This window comes from Flavobacterium sp., assembly GCF_027484705.1.
Lineage (GTDB): Bacteria > Bacteroidota > Bacteroidia > Flavobacteriales > Flavobacteriaceae > Flavobacterium.
In genome coordinates this window covers 142,173-162,502 of sequence record NZ_JAIXSL010000016.1, presented here as the reverse complement: position 1 = coordinate 162,502, position 20,330 = coordinate 142,173, and the positions used below count along the sequence as shown (strand labels likewise).

Annotated in this window: 20 protein-coding genes; 8 read left to right on the top strand and 12 right to left on the bottom strand. The window is 41.0% G+C overall.

The annotated features are described in order from the left end of the window. Positions 1-9 precede the first annotated feature (9 nt). The 3 genes from Q0058_RS09365 to Q0058_RS09355 all read left to right on the top strand — a co-directional run bounded on the left by Q0058_RS09365 (position 10) and on the right by Q0058_RS09355 (position 2,182). Entirely contained in the window at positions 10-942 is a 933-nt protein-coding gene (locus Q0058_RS09365) for a transglutaminase (RefSeq protein ID WP_298223211.1), read from the top strand. A 64-nt stretch (positions 943-1,006) separates the two neighbouring features. Next, positions 1,007-1,582 (top strand): DUF3575 domain-containing protein, encoded by a 576-nt coding sequence (locus Q0058_RS09360; RefSeq protein ID WP_298223210.1) that lies wholly within the window; start codon positions 1,007-1,009, stop codon positions 1,580-1,582. Positions 1,583-1,591: 9 nt separating this feature from the next. Further along, a complete protein-coding gene (locus Q0058_RS09355; RefSeq protein WP_298223208.1) occupies positions 1,592-2,182 on the top strand; it encodes a hypothetical protein in 591 nt (196 codons plus the stop codon). Here Q0058_RS09355 and Q0058_RS09350 read toward each other — a convergent pair. Next, on the bottom strand, positions 2,177-2,845 hold the full coding sequence (locus tag Q0058_RS09350; RefSeq protein WP_298223206.1) for a uracil-DNA glycosylase: 669 nt from the start codon (positions 2,843-2,845) through the stop codon (positions 2,177-2,179). The genes Q0058_RS09355 and Q0058_RS09350 overlap by 6 nt on opposite strands. 109 nt (positions 2,846-2,954) lie before the next feature. Here Q0058_RS09350 and Q0058_RS09345 point away from each other — a divergent pair, with 109 nt between their 5' ends. The 3 genes from Q0058_RS09345 to Q0058_RS09335 all read left to right on the top strand — a co-directional run bounded on the left by Q0058_RS09345 (position 2,955) and on the right by Q0058_RS09335 (position 5,746). Then, positions 2,955-5,126, top strand: a complete 2,172-nt coding sequence (locus tag Q0058_RS09345; RefSeq protein WP_298223204.1) for a DNA mismatch repair protein MutS — start codon at positions 2,955-2,957, stop codon at positions 5,124-5,126. Between the two features lies 1 nt (position 5,127). Next, complete coding sequence (locus tag Q0058_RS09340; RefSeq protein ID WP_298223202.1) at positions 5,128-5,544, top strand: thiol-disulfide oxidoreductase DCC family protein; 417 nt, start codon at positions 5,128-5,130, stop codon at positions 5,542-5,544. Between the two features lie 76 nt (positions 5,545-5,620). After that, complete coding sequence (locus Q0058_RS09335; RefSeq protein WP_298223200.1) at positions 5,621-5,746, top strand: hypothetical protein; 126 nt, start codon at positions 5,621-5,623, stop codon at positions 5,744-5,746. 48 nt (positions 5,747-5,794) lie between these two features. Here Q0058_RS09335 and Q0058_RS09330 read toward each other — a convergent pair whose 3' ends face one another. From Q0058_RS09330 to aroC, 4 genes are all read right to left on the bottom strand, one after another. After that, positions 5,795-6,889 carry a T9SS type A sorting domain-containing protein gene (locus Q0058_RS09330; RefSeq protein WP_298223198.1) on the bottom strand — a complete coding sequence of 365 codons (1,095 nt, stop codon included), beginning with the start codon at positions 6,887-6,889 and terminating at the stop codon, positions 5,795-5,797. A gap of 31 nt (positions 6,890-6,920) precedes the next feature. Next, on the bottom strand, positions 6,921-7,337 hold the full coding sequence (locus Q0058_RS09325; RefSeq protein WP_298223196.1) for a DUF1801 domain-containing protein: 417 nt from the start codon (positions 7,335-7,337) through the stop codon (positions 6,921-6,923). Between the two features lie 18 nt (positions 7,338-7,355). Then, positions 7,356-8,603, bottom strand: a complete 1,248-nt coding sequence (locus Q0058_RS09320; protein WP_298223194.1) for a cation:dicarboxylase symporter family transporter — start codon at positions 8,601-8,603, stop codon at positions 7,356-7,358. A 138-nt stretch (positions 8,604-8,741) separates the two neighbouring features. Continuing rightward, positions 8,742-9,812, bottom strand: a complete 1,071-nt coding sequence (gene aroC / locus Q0058_RS09315) for a chorismate synthase (RefSeq protein WP_298223192.1) — start codon at positions 9,810-9,812, stop codon at positions 8,742-8,744. 192 nt (positions 9,813-10,004) lie between these two features. Here aroC and Q0058_RS09310 point away from each other — a divergent pair, with 192 nt between their 5' ends. Further along, complete coding sequence (locus Q0058_RS09310; RefSeq protein WP_298223190.1) at positions 10,005-10,847, top strand: UDP-2,3-diacylglucosamine diphosphatase; 843 nt, start codon at positions 10,005-10,007, stop codon at positions 10,845-10,847. Positions 10,848-10,934: 87 nt separating this feature from the next. After that, positions 10,935-11,417, top strand: coding sequence for a hypothetical protein (locus Q0058_RS09305; protein WP_298223188.1), 483 nt, complete (start codon positions 10,935-10,937; stop codon positions 11,415-11,417). Between the two features lie 85 nt (positions 11,418-11,502). Here the strand turns inward: Q0058_RS09305 and Q0058_RS09300 are convergent, their stop codons facing one another. The 7 genes from Q0058_RS09300 to Q0058_RS09270 all read right to left on the bottom strand — a co-directional run bounded on the left by Q0058_RS09300 (position 11,503) and on the right by Q0058_RS09270 (position 20,326). Beyond that, complete coding sequence (locus Q0058_RS09300; RefSeq protein ID WP_298223186.1) at positions 11,503-11,934, bottom strand: protease complex subunit PrcB family protein; 432 nt, start codon at positions 11,932-11,934, stop codon at positions 11,503-11,505. A gap of 26 nt (positions 11,935-11,960) precedes the next feature. After that, positions 11,961-13,094: an N-acetyl-alpha-D-glucosaminyl L-malate synthase BshA gene (gene bshA / locus Q0058_RS09295; RefSeq protein WP_298223184.1), complete on the bottom strand. Its 1,134-nt coding sequence runs from the start codon at positions 13,092-13,094 to the stop codon at positions 11,961-11,963. A gap of 76 nt (positions 13,095-13,170) precedes the next feature. Next, complete coding sequence (locus Q0058_RS09290) at positions 13,171-13,593, bottom strand: EamA family transporter (protein WP_298223182.1); 423 nt, start codon at positions 13,591-13,593, stop codon at positions 13,171-13,173. A gap of 77 nt (positions 13,594-13,670) precedes the next feature. Continuing rightward, positions 13,671-14,993 carry a thioredoxin family protein gene (locus Q0058_RS09285; RefSeq protein ID WP_298223180.1) on the bottom strand — a complete coding sequence of 441 codons (1,323 nt, stop codon included), beginning with the start codon at positions 14,991-14,993 and terminating at the stop codon, positions 13,671-13,673. A gap of 83 nt (positions 14,994-15,076) precedes the next feature. Further along, positions 15,077-16,771, bottom strand: coding sequence for an FISUMP domain-containing protein (locus Q0058_RS09280; protein ID WP_298223178.1), 1,695 nt, complete (start codon positions 16,769-16,771; stop codon positions 15,077-15,079). Positions 16,772-16,850: 79 nt separating this feature from the next. Beyond that, on the bottom strand, positions 16,851-19,829 hold the full coding sequence (locus Q0058_RS09275) for a glycoside hydrolase family 3 N-terminal domain-containing protein (RefSeq protein WP_298223176.1): 2,979 nt from the start codon (positions 19,827-19,829) through the stop codon (positions 16,851-16,853). A gap of 14 nt (positions 19,830-19,843) precedes the next feature. Further along, a complete protein-coding gene (locus Q0058_RS09270; RefSeq protein ID WP_298223174.1) occupies positions 19,844-20,326 on the bottom strand; it encodes an ABC transporter ATPase in 483 nt (160 codons plus the stop codon). Between the last annotated feature and the right edge of the window lie 4 nt (positions 20,327-20,330).

Genomic DNA, 20,330 nt, shown 5'->3' with positions numbered 1-20,330 from the left:
TAGGTGGTCATGATAAGAAAATCGATTTATGCTATTCAGAAAATAAAACAGAAACTTCAGGTCAAAAAACCTTGGGACAATGTCATTATTTTTGCGTTGAACGTGCTGGTTGCGATTCCTGTTTTCATCATCATTCACCAAAATCTAATCGATCCTAATTGGTATTTTCAACTCGACAGGATTCTTTTATTCCTACTTATTTTAGCGGTCATTCAACTCGTTTTGCGGTTGATGCGCACCATTATTATTGTCTGTATTGCGTTGTATTTGGTCGCCCTGTTAGTGGGTAGTATTTCCGGAAGATACGGATTCAGCAGCGTTGCCGATGATTATCAGTATATGGTTTATTCGATGAGCGACAGCCCGAATCCGCAGGATATTATTATTTCCAAATTGCTGCCTTTTCCGAATAAGACCAAAATCCTCAATGCGATTGAATTTGAAAATCCGAGAGTGCGTGATTTTGCCCTCATGGCGACCACCAAAGATTTTAAGGATATTCGAGGTTATTCAAATTACAGAACGATTATTCAATGTTTTGCCGTATTCAAGGAAATTAACTCGCGCTGGAATTATGTCAGCGATCCCAAAGGGAAAGATTACATCGCCAAAGCCACAGAATCCTTGCGCTATTTTTCTGGCGATTGCGACGATCATTCCGTGCTCATGGCGGCCTGCATCAAATCCATCGGCGGAACACCAAGGCTTATTCACACCGGCGGTCATATCTATCCTGAAATCCTGATCGGTAACAAAACCGATTTGGAAACGGTCAATTATCTGATTAAAAAAGTCCTTTTTGTAAAGGAAAGCAAAGGCAATAAAATCCATTATCATATTGACGAGCGCGGTCAGATTTGGCTCAACCTCGATTATACGGCGACTTATCCGGGCGGGCCGTTCATGTCAGAGGAAATATTAGGAGCGCTGACACTTTATTAATTTATCGCAGTCCTGAAATCCGATTCTTTTTATATCTTAGCTCAATCATTACAAATTCTTTTTTATGAAGAAACTCATCCTGCTTTTATGGCTCGGTTCCCAATGGATTCATGCGCAAGATACTATTCCAAAATCTCCTTTATTAAGCAAGCGAAATGAAGTGCGCGTTGATGTGCTGGCCTTGGCAACTTCAAGGCTGAATATCACTTACGAACGTTTTCTGAACAAGAATTTCTCCGTCGGTGTGAGCGGTATTTACTCAAACAACAAAAAAAATAAGGACGATTTTGACGAAGGCAATGTGGATTTTTTCTCCAAATATGAACTGATTCCTTTTGTGCGCTACAATTTGTCGCAAGGGGCACGCAGTTTCTATTTTGCAGAAATTTTTGCAGATGCCAATGGCGGTGATTTTAGAGAAATCGTGCTCTTGAGTGATGCTACCAATAATAATTATTACGCCATCGAGAAAAGCAAATACAACGATTTGGGTTTAGGTGCCGCTGTCGGTTATAAATATTACATCAAAGACCAATTCGGGATTGAGTTCCTCGTGGGTTTCGGATCGAATCTGTTCAATAAAGACAAAAGCCCGGACATCTTATCGCGCGTGGGTTTAGGGGTTAGTTATCGATTTTAAATTTTGACTATGAAAACTATACAATATTTCTTTTTCGTCAGTTTGGCAACGATTTTAATGGCTGCTGATTGTTCTAATAAAGACAACGAATTTTATAACGACGTTTTTGTGACGTCCGATAATTTGGTGGTTGTGGCAAGTTCCGATGTTCCTGGTGATCAAACCATTTTTGTGCAAGCGAATATTCCCCGTTTGTTAACGGTTCCTAATATGGCACATCCGTTGGATATCTACAAAACTACTGGCGGAGCTGCAAAACTCAATTTTTCGTACGAATTGGAGCGAGAAATAGATGGAGGCTTTGTTTACATTGACATTGAAAACAATCAAGTTCAGAATATAAAAGGACAATCTGAAACAGGTTCTTTCGTTTTGGCGAAGTCAGTCTACAATACGGTGACGGAATCTTATGAATATCTTGCCGGCATCAAGAATTTACCTGCTGGCAACTACCGCTTGAGTTTCGGCTACAACAGCAACGCCAACAACATTGTGGAAATGCGCTCTGAAAGTGTCGGCAACAACCTCTTTTTGAATTTGAATTCCCCAAACACTACGGATTTGGACGGAACAGGTTATTTCCATTTTACGGTGTTATAGAAACCATTCTATTGGTTTTTTATCAATTGATTCCAGATAAGCATTGGTCTGGCTGAAGTGTTTATTACCGAACCATTTGCCTTGATTGGCGCTCATCGGCGACGGATGTCCTGAAGTCAGCACCAGATGTTTGGTTCTGTCAATTTTCAAACCTTTTTTTTGAGCAAAACTTCCCCATAACAGGAACACGACTTGCTGCTTTTCTTCCGATATTTTCTGGATGACGGCATCAGTAAAAGTCTGCCATGACAAATGCTTATGGCTGTTCGGTTGGTCTTTTCTGACCGTCAACGAGGCATTCAGAAGTAATACGCCTTGCCTTGCCCAATGTTCGAGATTGCCGGAATTCGGGATGAATATCGTATCAAAGTCAGCATTGATTTCCCGAAAAATATTGCGCAACGAAGGTGGAATCGCCACGCCATCATTCACTGAAAAACACAAGCCGTTCGCCTCACCAGTTCCATGATACGGATCTTGTCCGATAATAACAACTTTGAGGTTTTCAAAAGAACACTTTTCAAAAGCGGCAAAAATTAAATCTTTTGGTGGATAGCAAATCGTATTTTGATACTCATTTTCAACCGCTTGCATCAATTCGTGATAATAAGTTTTTTTAATTTCATCCACTAAAACCGTTTGCCAATCTGAAGGAAGTTCCATAGCCGTATTTTCGCGTAAAGTTCGCAAAGTTTTTCGCAAACAGCGCTAAGAAATAATGGTTTTTAACTTTCTGCTTTGTAACTTTGAATCCTTGCAACCGAAAGAGAAAATGATCAGCATTACCGAAAAAACTTTACAGGATTTACAATTCCCGACCGTCTTAGAAACCATTTCTTCGATCTGTAATACGGAAATCGGGAAACAGAAAGCCTTACAAATCATACCGTTTAAAGAAGAAACGATTTTGATGGATGCCTTGCTGCAAACTTCAGAATATTTGGCTTCGTTCCAAAATAACAACGCGATTCCAAACCATGGTTTTGATGCGATCACGAATGAAATCAAATTCCTTGGCATTGAAGACAGTTTTCTCGAAGTCGGCAGTTTCAGGAAAATAGCCACGATGTCGGAAACGACCAATGTATTGTTGCAATTTCTAAAGAAATTTGAAGAATATTACCCAAAGCTGCATGCCAAATCTTCGTCGATTGAACTGACTAAAGCCATTATTAACAGCATTGATAATGTCGTCGATAAGTATGGCGAAATCAAAGACAACGCTTCGCCCGATTTGTTGAATATCCGTCGCAGTATGAATACGGTTCGAGGTAAAGTGAATCAAAGTTTCGGTGCGTCGCTCACGCATTACAATAGTTTGGGTTATCTCGATGAAATCAGGGAAAGCTTTGTGCAGAACCGCCGTGTTTTGGCAGTTTTAGCGATGTACCGACGCAAAGTGAAAGGCTCGATTTTAGGCAGTTCCAAAACGGGAAGCATTGCGTACATCGAACCTGAAACAACCTTGCAATATTCTCGTGAACTCGCCAATCTCGAATACGAAGAAAAGGAAGAAATCACCAGAATATTAAAGCAGTTGACCAATGATATCCGACCTTATTTGCCTTTGCTGATTCAGTATCAGGAGTTTTTAAGCGATATCGATGTGATTGCCGCCAAAGCCAAATACGCACAACGCATCAACGGGATTTTGCCTAAAATCAATGACAAACGAAAGTTGTATTTCCGAGATGCCTTCCATCCTATCCTGCTTTTGAACAACAACCAGAAGAACGAAATCACTTATCCGCAGACTTTTGAACTGCAACAGGAACGTCGCATTATTGTAATTTCCGGACCAAATGCTGGCGGAAAAACCATTTCGTTGAAAACCGTCGGCTTGTTGCAATTGATGCTGCAATCGGGTATGCTGATTCCGGTACACGAACGCAGTGAAACCTTCTTATTCGACAGGATTCTGACTGACATCGGAGATAATCAATCCATTGAAAATCATCTGAGTACTTACAGCTACCGTTTAAAGAACATGAATTATTTCCTCAAGAAATGCAATAAGAAAACGATGTTCCTGATTGATGAATTTGGAACCGGTTCCGATCCTGAACTCGGCGGTGCTTTGGCAGAGATTTTTCTCGAGGAATTCTACCATCGTGAAGCTTTCGGAATCATCACCACGCATTACTCCAACTTAAAAATACTCGCGAATGAATTGCCTTTTGCAACGAATGCGAACATGCTTTTCGATGAGAAATCGCTCGAACCGATTTATAAATTGGTCGTCGGTCAGGCCGGAAGTTCGTTCACGTTTGAAGTCGCGCAGAAGAACGGCATCCCATTCGGGTTGATCAATCGTGCGAAGAAGAAGATTGAAGTGGGCAAAGTCCGTTTTGACAAAACCATTGCGAACCTTCAAAAAGAGCGTTCCAAAATGGAGAAAACCTCGCAAACGCTCAAAGAAGAAGAAACCAAAGCGCGTGAGGAAAGCAAAAAAATGGAATCGATCAATGTCAAGATCAAACAGAAACTCGAAAGCTATCAGGAACTCTACGACAGCAACCAGCGTCTGATTTACATGGGACAAAAGATTGATGATATTGCCGATAAATATTTCAACAACAAGAACAAAAAGGAACTCATCGGCGAATTTTTGAAGATCGTGGAAATCGAAAATTCCAAAAGAAAGAAAGCGACTGTCAAAGAAACCAAAGCCAAAGAAGTCCAGAAAAAGGAAATTATCAAGGAAGTAACCGTTCAGGTCGAGAAAATCAGGACCGAGAAAAAGGAAAAGAAACTCAAAGCCAGTATCATTGTCGAAAAACCAAAACCAGTACTCAAAGTAGGCGATCGCGTGCGCATGTTTGACGGAAAAGCCATCGGAAGCATCGATAAGATTGAGAAAAATAAAGCCGTGGTCAATTACGGCGTCTTTACCTCGACAGTCAGTTTAGAGGTTCTGGAATATGTTGAAACCCCAAAAAAATAATATGTTGGAACTTCCCACAGGCAAGAAAATAATCCTTTTTGATGGCGTTTGCAATTTGTGCGAAGCTTCAGTGCAGTTTGTCATCAAGCATGATACGAAAGACCAGTTCCGCTTTGTTTCATTGCAGTCGGAATTGGGCCAGAAGATTTTAGCGCACATCGGCATCAATGCTAAAAATATAGATTCTGTGGTTTTGTACGAACCCGGAGTAGCCTATTATTACAAATCGAATGCGGCCTTACAGATTGCGAGACATTTGGGCGGCTTTTTTCATTTCGGGACGCTCTTCAAAATCATTCCAACCGGTTTGCGCAATGTTTTATATGATTATGTAGCGGCTAATCGGTATCAATGGTATGGCAAAAAAGAAAGTTGCCTGTTGCCGACGCCGGAATTGAAAGCTAAATTTTTGGAATAAATTGGCGTTATGATATTTATCATGGTTTGTTGCCTGAAGGTATGCTACTTTTAAACATCCTTTTAAACTAAACACTATGAAAACGCTGCCACTCTATTCCTGGGAAAATGGTTCCTTTATTATGATTGTAGTTTTCGGACTCGTGATTGTAGCCATTGTTGGTGCTGTACTCCTGATGATGAATTCCGGAAACAAAAAGTAAAAAAAAAACTCCTCATTACCGAGGAGTTTTTTTGTGATTCAATTTTATCTAGTTTTTGATAAATTTCTGAGCGGTGTTTCCATCTTTTGAAGTGATGTTCATGAGGTATAAGCCTTGAGCCAAATCAGAAACATTCATCTCTGCTTCCGAAACGTTTTCAAAACTTTGATTTTTGACGATTCGTCCGTTGATATCGGTTACTGAAATTGAAGTAATAGCAACAGTTTCATTACCTGAAATCGTTATGAAGTTGTTTGCTGGATTTGGAGCTACTACGAAATCAGTATTTTGAACCAATGTAACTTCATCAACCGCTAACAAAGAATCCGTTGCGCTTGCACGAACAACCAAATTGTCAAACAAACCAACTGCTGCTGCAGTATTCGTGACTGCCGGAGCCGTTGCAGTCGCAGCTGTAGAACCGCTTCTGGAAACAATGGCCACTCTGTTGGGTTCTGTTCCGATCGCAGCGCCTGTAACCTGACCGTTGATGTTAGGTCCTTTCCATTTAACGGCTCCTGTAGTTTTATTAAAACTTACTCCTAAACGAACCCAAGAATCCGCTGGCAAAACTACATTGGTGGCGCCAGTGGCCAAATAAAACAAATAATTTCCAACGGGAGCGGTGGCATTGGTAAAATAAGCAATTCCTGAAATCACTAATGTTTTAGTGTTGAACACAAATCCTCCGAGTACTTTACCTGCCGTTTGGTCATAAATATAAACGCCTTTGGTATTCACACTTGTTCCTGAAGTATTGCCGGTATACAAATCAAATTCTACTTCAACAATATCGCTGCCTGTGTCGCGGAATGACCATTGGTCAGGAAAACCGTCGAGCCAGAAATTCCTTCTGCCTTTATCGCCATTGGTGCCTTCAATCTGGAATACATTACCGTGATCTGCCGTACTGGCAACGATTTGAAAGTTAGCATTCGAGGCATTGGTTCCAGTGGTTGTAGCCAGCGGATCCAAATCATAGTTTGTAGATAAGGTGTAAAAATTATTGGTAGGTGTGGTTCCTGTAATATCAGTACCGATATTTCCCACCGGAAGCCCATCAAAATTTTCTGAAATAATAGTCTGCGATACCATATTTTGGGCGGTAGCGAGCACTATAAAGCTGAGTAAAAGTTTTTTCATATTTTTAGTTTTAAAGATTAATCAATGCAATTTAAGCATATTTTGTTTTAATATGTATCATGGAAGCCGCAATCATTGCTTTTAAAACCTCAGTATCGATGTCTGAAAGTTTTTTGATGTATACGCAGCTTTTTGCAGTGGTATGCTTGCCTAACTTTCCGAGTAGTTCTTCCCTATTTTCAAAGGCTGAAGCAAAATAAAAAGCGATGTTGTTTTTTCTGGGTGAAAATCCGGTCAGTGGCGCATCGCCTTCGCGGCCGCTTTCGTATTTGTAATGATAACTGCCAAAACCTATGATGGCCGGGCCCCACATTTTAGGTTCCAAACCGGTTTGACTTCTGAACAATTCGATGATTTGAAAACAGTCCGAACGTTTGGTCACATCTTCAACAGTATTGATAAAATCCGGAACGCTGTCTTGGGTTTCTTTGGTTTTGTTTTCTGCCATGATTCATGAATTTAAACATTAGTCTTCCTTTTCCCATTTTCCTACTACGGAAGTTGCCAGCGCATTGCCTAAAACATTCGTGGCGCTTCTGAACATATCGCAAAAATGATCGATTGGTAAAATTAAAGCGATGCCTTCAATCGGAATTTTAAACATCCCGCAAGTAGCGGCGACAACAACTAAACTGGCTCTTGGAACGCCTGCAATTCCTTTACTGGTCAACATTAAAACCAAAAGCATCGTCATTTGAGTTCCGAGACTTAAATCGATTCCGTAAGCTTGTGCGATGAAAATGCTCGCGAATGTCATATACATCATACTGCCATCGAGGTTGAACGAATAGCCCAAAGGCAACATAAACGAAACGATTTTATCCTTGATGCCGAAACGTTCGAGTTCTTCGGTGAGTTTAGGAAAAACGGCTTCGCTGCTCGTTGTTCCGAAAGCTATAATTAACGGGCTTACGATATGCTTGAGCAACTTCGACATTCTGGATTTGAGGAAAATGTAACCTATAAGTAAAAGTATAGCCCACAATGAAGTGATGCCCACCAAAAACGACCCGAAGAATTTGGCGTAAGTTAATGCGAGATCACCGAAATCACGAACGGCAAATACACCTGCAATGGCTCCGAAGACACCGACTGGAGCGAACTTCATGACATAGTTGACCATTTTCAAAACGATGTGTGAAGTTTTATCCAAAGCATTCACGACGGGTTTTGCGTTGTCGCCAATGGAAGCTGCAGCCAAGCCGAAGAATATGGAGAAGATTACGATTTGTAAAATCTCGTTGGTGGCCATTGCTTCAACGATACTTTTCGGGATGATATGTTCGACGAAATTCTGCGCAGAGAAACTTTGTGTTTTTTCAGTGACTTCTGAGGCAGTTGCCAAATCGATGTCAGACAGGTTCAAACCTACGCCTGGTTGCAGAATATTGACCCAGAACATTCCAATAAGTAACGAGATGAATGAAGCCGTGAAAAACCAACCCAATGCTTTGCCTCCGATTCTGCCGACGGCTTTGATGTCGCCGAGTTTTGCAATTCCGACCACGAGTGTGGTAAAAACCAATGGCGAAATGATCATCTGCACCAATCGGATGAATACCGTTGCGAGCATTTTAATGTAACCGCTGAATTCCTTGGCGCTGTCTTCTGAACAATTGTTATGGATGATGATGCCAAGAAAGATTCCGACCAACATCGCGATGAGGATTTGAGCCGTAAGGTTTGAAAGGATCGAAGGTTTGTTTTTGGTCATAAGCTTTAGTTTTACCGCGAATGATTAATGTTTACGGGGATTTGTTAGATAATCGATTGCCCTAGCCCTGATGGCAGCGAGCATCCTTTTGTTCTGGGGTTCAGAACAAAAGATAAAGCGGACAGCAGGATCAAGCTTCTAAACATGAGTTTGATAAATCTTATTTAATAAATAAAAATCGGCCAACACCATCGCGGCCATGGCTTCCACAATCGGCACTGCGCGCGGAACGACACACGGATCGTGACGGCCTTTGCCTTGCGTTTCGGAAATATTACCTTGATTATCGAGTGTTTCCTGTTTCTGCATCAACGTGGCGACTGGCTTGAAAGCGACGCGGAAATAAATGTCCATGCCATTGGAAATGCCGCCCTGAATGCCGCCGGACAAATTGGTTTTGGTCGTTCCGTCGGGCCAATATAAATCGTTGTGTTCGCTGCCTTTCATTTTCGAGCCGCAGAATCCGCTGCCGTATTCGAATCCTTTGACCGCGTTGATCGACAACATCGCTTTGCCCAATTCGGCGTGGAGTTTGTCGAAAACGGGTTCGCCCAAACCCAGCGGCACATTTTGGATTACACAAGTAATCGTGCCACCAACGGTATCGCCTTGTTTGCGAATTTCTTTGATGTACTCTTCCATTTTTGTGGCTGTAGCTTCGTCCGGACATCGCACAGCATTGGTTTCGGTTTTGGTGAAATCTAAAGTTTGGTATGGTTTGTCAATGAAAATGTCACCAACCGACGAAACGAAAGCGTTGATTTTGATATCGGGCAACATTTGTTTGGCAATCGCGCCAGCCACTACCCGACTCGCGGTTTCCCTTGCGGAACTTCTGCCGCCGCCACGATAATCACGGATGCCGTATTTCTTTTCGTAAACATAATCGGCGTGGCTCGGACGGTACGAATCTTTGATATGCGAATAATCGTCTGATTTCTGGTTTTGGTTCGGAATGATGAATCCTATTGGGGTTCCGGTGGTTTTGCCTTCGAAGATGCCTGAGAGGAATTGGACTTCGTCGGCTTCCTTACGCTGGGTAACGATGGCGGATTGTCCGGGTTTTCTGCGCGCCATTTCGTTTTGGATGGCTTCAAAATCCAGGTTAATGTTCGGCGGGCAACCGTCAATGATGCCGCCTAAAGCTTCGCCATGCGATTCTCCGAATGTGGTGATTCTGAAAAGTGTTCCGTAGCTATTTCCGGCCATAGATGTTGTTTTAAACAAATGTAAGATTTTAGATGAAAGTTTGGAAACCTTCGAGGCAATTCTTCTCAGGAAATCGACACAAGGTTTAAGTTAATTTAATTTTAAGCCTTAAATGAATGCAGTTTCTTAATATTTTAAAAGTGTTCAATTAATATGCCCTCCTTTCATTTGTAAAACTTCAAATCAAATACTTTGAAAAAGCGAAAAGTAGAACTGGTCGTCATTTCAGACGTGCATTTAGGAACTTTTGGATGTCACGCGAAAGAATTATTGAATTATTTATCGAGCATCAAACCCAAAATTTTAGTGCTCAATGGCGACATCATCGACATCTGGCAATTCAGAAAATCATACTTTCCTAAAATCCATTTGAAAGTCATTCAAAAGATTCTTTCGATGGCGAGTAAAGGAACGAAAGTATACTATATTACGGGAAACCATGACGAACTGTTACGGAAATTCAGCGATACAAAGATGGGAAATTTCTCCATCATTGATAAGTTGGTGCTCGATATCGATGATAAGAAAGCCTGGATTTTTCATGGCGATGTCTTCGATCTTTCGGTTCAGCATTCAAAATGGATTGCAAAATTAGGCGGATTGGGGTATGACTACCTGATTCTTTTGAACCGATTTGTGAATTGGTGCCTCCATAAAATGGGCAAAGAACCTTATTCTTTTTCCAAAAAAATAAAAGGCAGCGTTAAAAAAGCCGTAAAGTATATCTCTGATTTTGAAACTACCGCAACCGATTTGGCTATTGAAAAACAATATGATTATGTGATCTGTGGTCATATTCATGAACCCAGAATTATTGAAAAATCAAATAAGAATGGAACAACGGTTTATTTGAATTCGGGCGATTGGGTAGAAAACCTGACCGCCTTAGAATACAACAGAAAACGCTGGAAACTCTTCAGATATGCGGATTGCAATTATACTGAAGACGAAGAAGATATGTTCGAAATGGAACATTTAATGGGCGAACAATTGATTGCTTCCATAGTATTTTCAAAACAGATTAACTCCTTTTAAGCCCATAATAGTAAGGTATTTTATAACTTTTTTGCAATATTTTACAAGTAATAAAGTTTAAGTTTGCATCAAACAAAATCTACTATTATGAAAAAATTAATTTTTGCAGCAGTCTTGGCCTTAGGTTTCGCATGGAACGGTCAGGCACAGAAAATTTCGGAGAACGCTTTAGGATTGCGATTGGGCGACAATGACGGTTTCGGAGCTGAGGTTTCTTATCAAAGGGCTTTAGGAGGTTCGAACCGATTGGAAGCTGATTTGGGCTGGAGAAACAGTAAGCATGTCGATGCCGTCAAATTGGCTGGTTTATACCAATGGGTATGGAACATTGACGGCGGTTTCAACTGGTATGCAGGCGTCGGTGGCGGTTTGGGATCTTGGCGTTATGATTATAAAGGTGAGAATGACAATGGAACCTTTGCCTTTATAGCCGGTGATATCGGTATTGAATACGATTTTGATATTCCTTTGTTGATTTCGTTGGATTTCCGTCCAGAATTTGGTGGACACGGTTATTATGAAAACAATTACGGTTCTGATATTGCGTTAGGTTTGCGTTATCAGTTCTAAATAAGAATCAATATTTAAAAGAAAAATCCATTAGTTGTTAATGGATTTTTTTTATGGAATAATGTTTTCAAATATTAAATCTGTATTACTGTATGATGATTTCCTTTTTCGAATTGACTTTGAGAATCGAATACGGATAATAGAATACTTCATTTTCGGCAACTCCGGCAATTTTAGGTTCTACATCGCGGACTTTGATGATGATTTTATCAGCGGTTTCTTCTACACTTTTTATGTCAATGGTATAGCCCGGCGTGGTTTTTTCGCCCATGTTTAGAATCACAAAATTGGAAGTTTTGATATCTTCGGCGGTGATTTTGTTTTTTAAAAGCGCATCGTTCTGAAGCATCTTAATTTCCTTGTCTTCCGTCAGAATTTCAAAAAAACGTATGGTAGCGCCCCCGTCTTCCTGTTGCGTCAAAATCTCGTATAATGGTTTAAATTCTGTTGAATAACGCTTTGTTGCACAACCGATTAAACATAAAATTAAAAATATTGAAAATCCTTTTTTAATCATAATAATGATATTTTTCAGCAAGCAAATTAAGCATAAATACTTAAAGCGCGCAGATACAATTCTTCATAAAGTGGCAGGATATTCTGAATATCAAACTGCTTGGCGGTTGTCAATGCTTTGTCTTTGAATTGTTTCAAAGTGGCATCGTCGCGGATTATCTTTAAAGCGTTTTCTGCCATCGCATCAATATCGCCAACATTGCTTAGGTAACCCGAAATCCCATCAAAATTCACTTCAGGCAAACCACCGGAATTGCTCGAAATTACAGGAACGCTTAACGCCATGGCTTCTAAAGCAGCGAGTCCGAAGCTTTCTGTTTCAGAAGGCAACAGGAACAGATCAGAATAACTTAAGATGCGGTCAATCTCATTGCTGTTTCCAAAGAAAATGACTTTGTCCTGAATGCCCAGTTCGTAACACAATCTTTCTGCTTTTTCTTTTTCCGGCCCATCGCCTACCATCATAAGCTTCGCAGGAATTTGTTGTTGAATTTTATTAAATATTTTAATGACATCAGGAATGCGCTTCACTTTGCGGAAATTACTAATGTGCGTAATCACACGTTCGTGTTCTTTTGCGATCACCGAACGATAACATGGGATGCTTTTATCATCAATATTTTTATTAAGTTCAATGAAATTCGGAATCACTTCAATCTCGTTGCTGATCTTGAATAACTTCAAGGTTTCGTCTTTAAGGCTTTGCGATACTGAAGTCACGATGTCCGATTTGTTGATGCTGAAGGTTACGGCCGGTTTATAAAACGGATGATTTCCCACCAAAGTGATATCAGTCCCGTGAAGTGTCGTCACCATTGGGATATCGATACCTTCTTCCTTGAGCATTTGTTTCGCCATGTAACCTGCATAAGCGTGTGGAATCGCATAATGAACATGAAGCAATTCGATTTTATAAAGCTTGACCATATCGACGAGTTTGCTCGACAGTGCCAATTCATAGGGTTGATAATGGAACAACGGATATTCAGGAACGTTGACTTCGTGGTAATGCACATTGGCATTCAACAGCGCCAAACGCACAGGCTGGCTGTAAGTGATGAAATGGATTTCGTGTCCGCGGCGTGCTAATTCGAGACCCAATTCTGTAGCCACTACGCCACTTCCGCCAAAAGTTGGATAACATACAATAGCAATTTTCATAAGCAATAATTAGAGCCACGAATTTAGTGAATAGCGCTACTGTTTTTTGAAAAAATTAAGTTAAATAAATCAGCTTTTATTTCATCGTCAAAATCAAAAGACCGCCTATAATCATCAAACCTCCGAGGGCTATTTTCCAGGTAAAGGTTTCATTCAGGAAAAGAAAAGAAAGTACCAAAGTAACGATGATGCTGCCTTTATCAATCAACGCCACTTCAGAAACGTTTCCCATTTTCATGGCCTTGTAATAAAATATCCATGAAACACTTGTTGTAAAAGCTGATATTCCGAGCATTGCAATATCTTTTTTGGTAAGGTTGGAAAAATCCTTGAGGCTACTGAAGGCAAAAATATTGATCCAAATCAGTATAAAAACAAACGATGTTCTTACGGCATTTCCGGTATCGGCAGCAACATTCTTTAGTCCGGCTTTGGCTACTACTGCGGTCAGTCCTGCAAAGAGCATCGAAATCAGTGCGAAGATTTGGTATTGTTTCATAGCATTCGTTTTTTTTGAATACTATAAATGTAGTAAGGAATATTTAATTATCGATGGCTGATTTGCAAGGGAGGATTTTATGGGTGAATTTCGAACCAAGCATTTATTTGGGCTGCTGAAATCGGTTTCAGTTTAATGACATTATTAGCATCAAGCAGGTACATCGTCGGGCTACCAAAAATGCAATAATCTACGACTGGCTTAGATTCCCATCCTTTAAAATCGCAACTGGAAATCCACGGAAAATCCTTTACGAAATTTTCATAATCAATTTTTTGAGTATCCAGGGAGATGAATACGATTTCAAGGCCATGATCCTTTTTCCACGAATCATAAAATGTCTTGAGCTTGGGCATTTCGTCCACACATTTCGGACACCAGCTGGCGCCAAATACGACCAATTTGTATTGATTCTTGAGATCGTACAACTTTGATTTCTGCCCATTTGAGCATTCAATATTGGGTGCGAGATTGCCATTGGCCATTTTTCTGTATTGTTCGAAAAGCGCTTTATGCTTGTCATCGAGCTGACAGGTTCCGTCGTTAAGCATTCCCAAGGCGAGGTGTTCGGATGCATCGAACAGACTTTTCTTTTCAAAAAGGTTAAACAAATATTCCGCGACTGACTGTTTGACCTCAGGTTTTGATTGGAGGCTTTTGAGAATAAGGTCAGTGCTATGGTTGAGTTGTTCGTATTTTTTTTCACGATTCATGATGACCGTCACGTTGGTTTGCAGCAGTTCGTCATACAAACCGGAATGCATCAACCGTACATCACTAAAATCTAAAGCATTCCATTCTTTTTGAAGTGCAGCGGTGCGTTCGGGATAACGTTTCAGACTCAACTGTAAATCGGCAATCAGCATTTTGACTTTCAGATAATAACTGGCATAGGTTTGATCAGATATTTTTTTCAAATAATCCGGCATGACAAGATTGAGTTGGTCAAGTTCGTTTTTAAAAAAACTCTTTTGAGGCTCAGTAGCATAAAGCGGCACCAAATAAGAAATCCCGTTTTTTTTCTCCTGCGTGTTCTGGTACAACGACAAACCACTATCAAATGTGGCATTTTCGGTGGAGTTGATGAATTTTAAACTTTTGGTGGTACTCAAATCATCCCATTGGATTTCAAAATTCTCGTGGTTCAGAAGCACGATAACCTTTTTTCCTTTGTTGATTTCGACTACCGCCGCACCAACATAATCTGCCGGATAGGTCAATGTGAAATTCCCATTAGCATCGGTGGTGCTTTTATCCAAGGGCAGTTCTTCTAGTGCCGAAAATCCTTTGAGCGTAATGGCTTTATTGGTTGCAGCATTGAAATGACCTTTTAGGGTATATTTCGCCTGAGCCATGGTGACCGAGGTTAAAAAGAGTAAAATGTATTTTAAAGAATTCATCGCTGCAATATGTTTTAAAAAAAATCATAAAAAAACTTCCCGTGATGGAGCGAGAAGTTTCTTTATAAAAATGTTATTGAAATTTAGTTTTTAATGCAGCGAACAGAATAGCCGCCTGCTCTGCCATTTCCTACGTCAGAATACACTCCGTTTGATGTTATCGACACATCAATAGAATCATTCCCATCAATGGTTGATGTCCAGAAGAAAGCGTCAACACCCTGACCTCTGACCATACCCGAATCAAAAGCGCGGTCTCCGGCTAATGGGAGTTTCAAAGCAGAAAGGTAAGCTGAATTGGGTCCTGTTATTGAATAGGCATCGAGTTCCGCTTCGAATTCAGCCTGTGTTGGAAGCCTGTATCCTGCTGGACAAGGGTTATTGATTCCATTGACACCTTGCCATAAATTATCATTTTTGGGGCTTCTCCAATCATAAACACCTACTTCATCTCTTATGAATAGAGCATTACCTGGAGTGTCACTTGAGGAATGTACATCGGTAACGCCATTCACAGCAGTTCCCGCCGGAACACCTTGATTTTCCTCACCGCCAATCCATGTGATACTAGCATGGTCGTCATTACCTCTTCCCCATTGGTATAAACATCCGTAAGCATTAAAATCTTTCGCAGATGTGGCTGCGCGGCTGGCTCCAAGATTCCTGTCCATCCAGATTTTTCCTGTTAATGACGTAACAGTTACCACGGCTGTTGGTTGCGATCCATTGCATATAGCATTTCCACCTGTTGGCCCTGAAGAAGATCCGCCGCCCGTAGTAGTAAATGAGATTTGTGCACCATAAGCAGTTCCTGAATTGTTCGTTGCATAAGCCCTCACAAAATAGGTTGTTCCTGGCGTAAGTCCCGAAAGTGTACTTCCAAAAGAACCAGTTGTTCCCGAAACCGGTAATAAGTTGTCAGTCGTTGTTGGCATATCATGTGTTGCCCAGCATAATCCTCTTGTAGTAATCGCTGAAGAACCTGCAGAAGTTACATTTCCTCCGCTTAGTGCAGAAGTATTTGTTATAGAAGTTACATCGGTTGTCGTGACAACGGGTAAAGTTCCGCTACTATTTCCGGTAGTGGTAAAAGTAATCTGCGCACCATAGCCTGTTCCTCCGCTGTTGGTGGCAAAAGCTCTTACGTAATAGTTTGTATTCGGAGTCAAACCAACAAGCGAACTTGTATAAGTTCCTAAGGTAGCAGCCGTATCTGTAATGACGTTATCGGTTGTTGACGGATTCGGTGTTGTTGCCCAACAGATTCCTCTGGCGGTGAGTGCAGTACCTCCCGCTGCAGTAACCGTTCCACCACTTAACGCACTTGTTTCTGCAATAGCGGCAGCATCTGTAGTAGTGACCGTAGGAAAAGCAACGGGCGTTGTGGTTGTGGTGAAATTAATCTCTTCCCCATAAGCGGTTCCGGCACTATTTGAAGCATAAGCCCTTACATAATATGTTGTTGCTGCGGTGAGTCCTGTGAATGAGCAGGTGAATGTACCCAATGTTCCAGGCTTTGGTATTTTACTATCCGCTGTCGTTGGATTCGGTAATGTAGAATAACAAAGCCCACGAGAAAGAATCGTTCCGTTACCACTTGAAAGCAGATTGCCTCCACAGGTTGCAGTAGTCTGATTGATGATGGTAGCCGGAGTTGTCTGAATACTTGGCAAAACCACGACGTTCGAATCCGGTGAGCTATCATTAGTGGTACACGACAAGACAATAAAATTGGCCAAGGCTAAAAAACAAATACAGGATACAAAATACTTTTTCATAAAAGGGATTTAAATTTTCACAAATGTAATTGATTTTGTGTAAATTAAAATCGTCTTATACCGTAAAATATCTTTCGGTTTATTTAACAATCGATTCGTAAATGACTTTCTGAATGTCTTCGCGGATGTTTTCCTTTGATAAAGTATTAACCGTCGAATCCGGGAATGTCCTGTTCGATAAAAAGATGTATACCAAATCCGTTTCTGGATCGGCCCATGCCATTGTGCCGGTAAATCCGGTATGCCCAAAACTCGTCAGCGAAACACACCCACAAGTTGGGCCGCTGGTTCCGGGAAGTTGCGGTTTGTCGAAACCTATACCGCGTCGGTTGCCTTCGGCGCAGAAATAACAAGTGTTGAAATCCGTGAATGTCTTTTCTGAGAAATACTGACGTGCGCCATAATTCCCTTTTTGAAGATACAATTGCATCATCTTGCCGACATCCATCGCATTCGAGAAAATTCCTGCATGGCCTCCGACACCGCCTTCCATTGCGGCTTCCATATCATGCACGTAACCCTGAATCTGTTGGTGGCGGAAATAAGTGTCGTTTTCAGTCGGCGGAATGCTGTCTTTAGGAAATTTCTGCAAAGGATTGAAAAGCGTGTTGTTCATCCCAAGCGATTTGTAGAATTGTTCCTGCACTAAAACATCGAGCTTTTTCCCGGTCACTTTTTCAAGGTAATCCTTAAGGATGATGAACGTAAAATCGCTGTATTTGTATTCTTTTTTAGGCAGCAATTTACTATCGACGATCATCTTCATAATCGAATCATGATAATCATTGCGCATAAACAAACTATCGGCAACTTGCTTTGAAAACTGTGCATTGGCCACTTTACTGTAATATTTCGGAAGTGGCATTTTCGCGCTGTCTAAAGTGGCTTTGTAAAACGGAATCCACGCCTGAAGTCTTGCATAATGCGACAACAAATCCTTGAACGGAATATCCTGTTTGTCGGAATTGGTGAACATCGGCAGCAATTCCTTCAACGGCGTTTCCATAGTAATTTTTTGCTGGTCGTATTGCTGCATCACATTGGGCAAAGTCGCCACGATTTTCGTAAGTGAAGCGATATCATAAACCGTCGCATTGTTGACTTTGGTTTTATTTTCATAAGTATGGTAACCGAATGATTTCTGATATACGACTTTGCCTTTGCGCGCCACCAAAACTTCAATGCCCGGTGTCATTTTTTTGGTAATAGCGTAATTGGCGAAGTTTTCAATTTTAGTCAAGGTCGCGGAATTCATACCTACGTTTTCAGGAATGGTAAAGCCCAAACGGTTGAGCTTTGCAGTCGATAAACCATCATTGACCCTAAACTGTTCATTGATTGAAACCGGCAATTTCCCTTTGGCATCAATCGCTCCGAAAAGCAATTCCGCCGAAACAATTTGTGCGATATCGCTGTTTTGGTATGAAACTACGACGCCTTCTATTTCATCGAAAGCGGTTACTGGAATTAATGCGTAAGGTTTGGTAAACGCATCCAGAATCACAATATTATTTTTGGAAATTTCGGTGAGCCAGGTCAAATCTTTTTCGCTCATCGCGTGGCTTTTCCAGGCTTTATCCGATTTGTGGAAACCCAGAATGACTTTGGTGAAATGCTGTAGCGTATCTTTGACGCATTCTAAGTCTTCATCCGTAATCTCAGTGACTTCAGTATATTTTTTTAAAGTCGATACGAAAGTGGTGTTGGCATCATCGCCCAATTTGACGTAAGCGATTTTTTCATTTTCAAGATTCGATAAGGGTAAGATTTCATTTTTATTTTTGAGAACCGTCACCGCATTTTCATAAAGTTCGTATTGCAGCGCATCATTTTTAATAGGATTGATGTCGGTGTAAATGTCAGGAATGGCAACTGGTTTAAAGGCATTCAATCCTGTTTTGTATTTGAATTTTAGAATTTTCTTTACCGAATAAGCCAGTCTTTCTTCACTGATCAACGAATCCTGATAAGCCATACAGATTTTTTCTGCAGCCACAGGAACATTTTCAGCACAAAGCAAAATATCGTTTCCGGCTTGGAAGGCTTCAAGGTCGATTTCGCCTGGTTCACGGAAATTCTTTGCGGCTTTCATATTCAACGCATCGGTAAAAATCAAACCTTTGAAACCGAGTTGATTTTTCAAAACATCGGTAATGATATTGTGAGAAACTGACGAAGGAATATTCGGGCGTGGCTCTAAACTCGGCACATTGAGATGCGCGACCATGACCGAAGCCAGACCTTCAGCAAATAGTTTTTTGTAAGGATAGAATTCGATATCATCGAGGCGTTCTTTCGAAAAAGTGATCGTAGGCAAAGCATTATGTGAATCGATTTCAGTATCGCCATGACCGGGAAAATGTTTTCCTGTCGCCAGTAAGCCTTGACTTTGATAGCCTTTCATCAGTGCCAAAGCACTTTCAGCCACGTTTTCTTTGTTCTCGCCAAACGAACGGAAGCCGATAATAGGATTTTTGGGATTGGTGTTGATGTCTAAAACCGGCGCAAAATTGAAGTGAACCCCAATTCTTTTGTTCTGCTCGCCCATTTGGATGCCGATTCGCTCAATCAGTTTTTTGTCCTGAATGGCGCCCAAAGTCATGTTGAACGGGTAACGGTAAGTCGAATCAAGTCGCATGCTTAAACCCCATTCTGCATCAATTCCGATGAGTAATGGTATTCTTGATTTTGATTGGAAACGATTCGTAAGTTTGGCTTGACGCACCGGTCCGCCTTGGAAAAAAATCAATCCGCCGACTTTGTTTTCCTGAATCAGTTTGTCAATGGCTTTGACATGTACGGAATCTTTGTTCGAGTACGCGGAAACCATAAACAACTGGCCAACACGTTCGTCAAAACTCAAAGTATTGTAGATACTATCAACCCATTTTTTTTGGATTTCAGAATCAAAATTATCATCAAAATCATTAACAACAACTTTGGGTTCAGGAATTTTAACTTCAGGTTTCACAACAAGCGGTGCTTTTTTTGTCGCACAACTGACTCCAAATAATAGGAGACTACTCCAGAAGCATATTTTCAAACGGGATTTTTTCATCAATGGATTTCAGGTTAAAAGAAACGGCTGTGCCAGCTTTCTCCGGCGGGAACTTCCCAGCTGTCGTTCCATTCTTCGATGGTGTTCACAAGATTATTGAAAACAATCGTATTTTCGGAAACGGCTTTGTCTTTGGCCATTTTTTTAAATTCGATTAAAGGTTTGTGGGCGATGTGTTCTCCTAATTTGAAAGTCACATTCATCTTATCCAACAAATCGACGGCGTATTTTTGCTCTAAACTTTGGATGAATTCGACAGATTTATCAATCGAGCAACCCGTGGCCATCTGCACTTCCTGATTCACAGCCAGTATGATGAAACGATTGTATTTCAACAAATACGAAGCTTCAAGGCTTGTTCCATGCGCGACCCACGAATCGACAAAGGTTCTCAAGTCGGTTTCGATGGCGGTCCATTCTTCTTCCGTAAATTTTCGGTTCGACTGGTAAATCCAGACTTTGGATTCGGGCGGTAAATTTTCAAAAGGAACGTACATGTAA

Bases quoted from the DNA above. Each gene is read 5' to 3' on its own strand.
- Q0058_RS09365 (WP_298223211.1), top strand. From the start codon at position 10: ATGATAAGAAAATCGATTTATGCTATTCAGAAAATAAAACAGAAACTT.
- Q0058_RS09360 (WP_298223210.1), top strand. From the start codon at position 1,007: ATGAAGAAACTCATCCTGCTTTTATGGCTCGGTTCCCAATGGATTCAT.
- Q0058_RS09355 (WP_298223208.1), top strand. From the start codon at position 1,592: ATGAAAACTATACAATATTTCTTTTTCGTCAGTTTGGCAACGATTTTA.
- Q0058_RS09350 (WP_298223206.1), bottom strand. From the start codon at position 2,845: ATGGAACTTCCTTCAGATTGGCAAACGGTTTTAGTGGATGAAATTAAA.
- Q0058_RS09345 (WP_298223204.1), top strand. From the start codon at position 2,955: ATGATCAGCATTACCGAAAAAACTTTACAGGATTTACAATTCCCGACC.
- Q0058_RS09340 (WP_298223202.1), top strand. From the start codon at position 5,128: ATGTTGGAACTTCCCACAGGCAAGAAAATAATCCTTTTTGATGGCGTT.
- Q0058_RS09335 (WP_298223200.1), top strand. From the start codon at position 5,621: ATGAAAACGCTGCCACTCTATTCCTGGGAAAATGGTTCCTTTATTATG.
- Q0058_RS09330 (WP_298223198.1), bottom strand. From the start codon at position 6,889: ATGAAAAAACTTTTACTCAGCTTTATAGTGCTCGCTACCGCCCAAAAT.
- Q0058_RS09325 (WP_298223196.1), bottom strand. From the start codon at position 7,337: ATGGCAGAAAACAAAACCAAAGAAACCCAAGACAGCGTTCCGGATTTT.
- Q0058_RS09320 (WP_298223194.1), bottom strand. From the start codon at position 8,603: ATGACCAAAAACAAACCTTCGATCCTTTCAAACCTTACGGCTCAAATC.
- aroC (WP_298223192.1), bottom strand. From the start codon at position 9,812: ATGGCCGGAAATAGCTACGGAACACTTTTCAGAATCACCACATTCGGA.
- Q0058_RS09305 (WP_298223188.1), top strand. From the start codon at position 10,935: ATGAAAAAATTAATTTTTGCAGCAGTCTTGGCCTTAGGTTTCGCATGG.
- Q0058_RS09300 (WP_298223186.1), bottom strand. From the start codon at position 11,934: ATGATTAAAAAAGGATTTTCAATATTTTTAATTTTATGTTTAATCGGT.
- bshA (WP_298223184.1), bottom strand. From the start codon at position 13,094: ATGAAAATTGCTATTGTATGTTATCCAACTTTTGGCGGAAGTGGCGTA.
- Q0058_RS09290 (WP_298223182.1), bottom strand. From the start codon at position 13,593: ATGAAACAATACCAAATCTTCGCACTGATTTCGATGCTCTTTGCAGGA.
- Q0058_RS09285 (WP_298223180.1), bottom strand. From the start codon at position 14,993: ATGAATTCTTTAAAATACATTTTACTCTTTTTAACCTCGGTCACCATG.
- Q0058_RS09280 (WP_298223178.1), bottom strand. From the start codon at position 16,771: ATGAAAAAGTATTTTGTATCCTGTATTTGTTTTTTAGCCTTGGCCAAT.
- Q0058_RS09275 (WP_298223176.1), bottom strand. From the start codon at position 19,829: ATGAAAAAATCCCGTTTGAAAATATGCTTCTGGAGTAGTCTCCTATTA.
- Q0058_RS09270 (WP_298223174.1), bottom strand. From the start codon at position 20,326: ATGTACGTTCCTTTTGAAAATTTACCGCCCGAATCCAAAGTCTGGATT.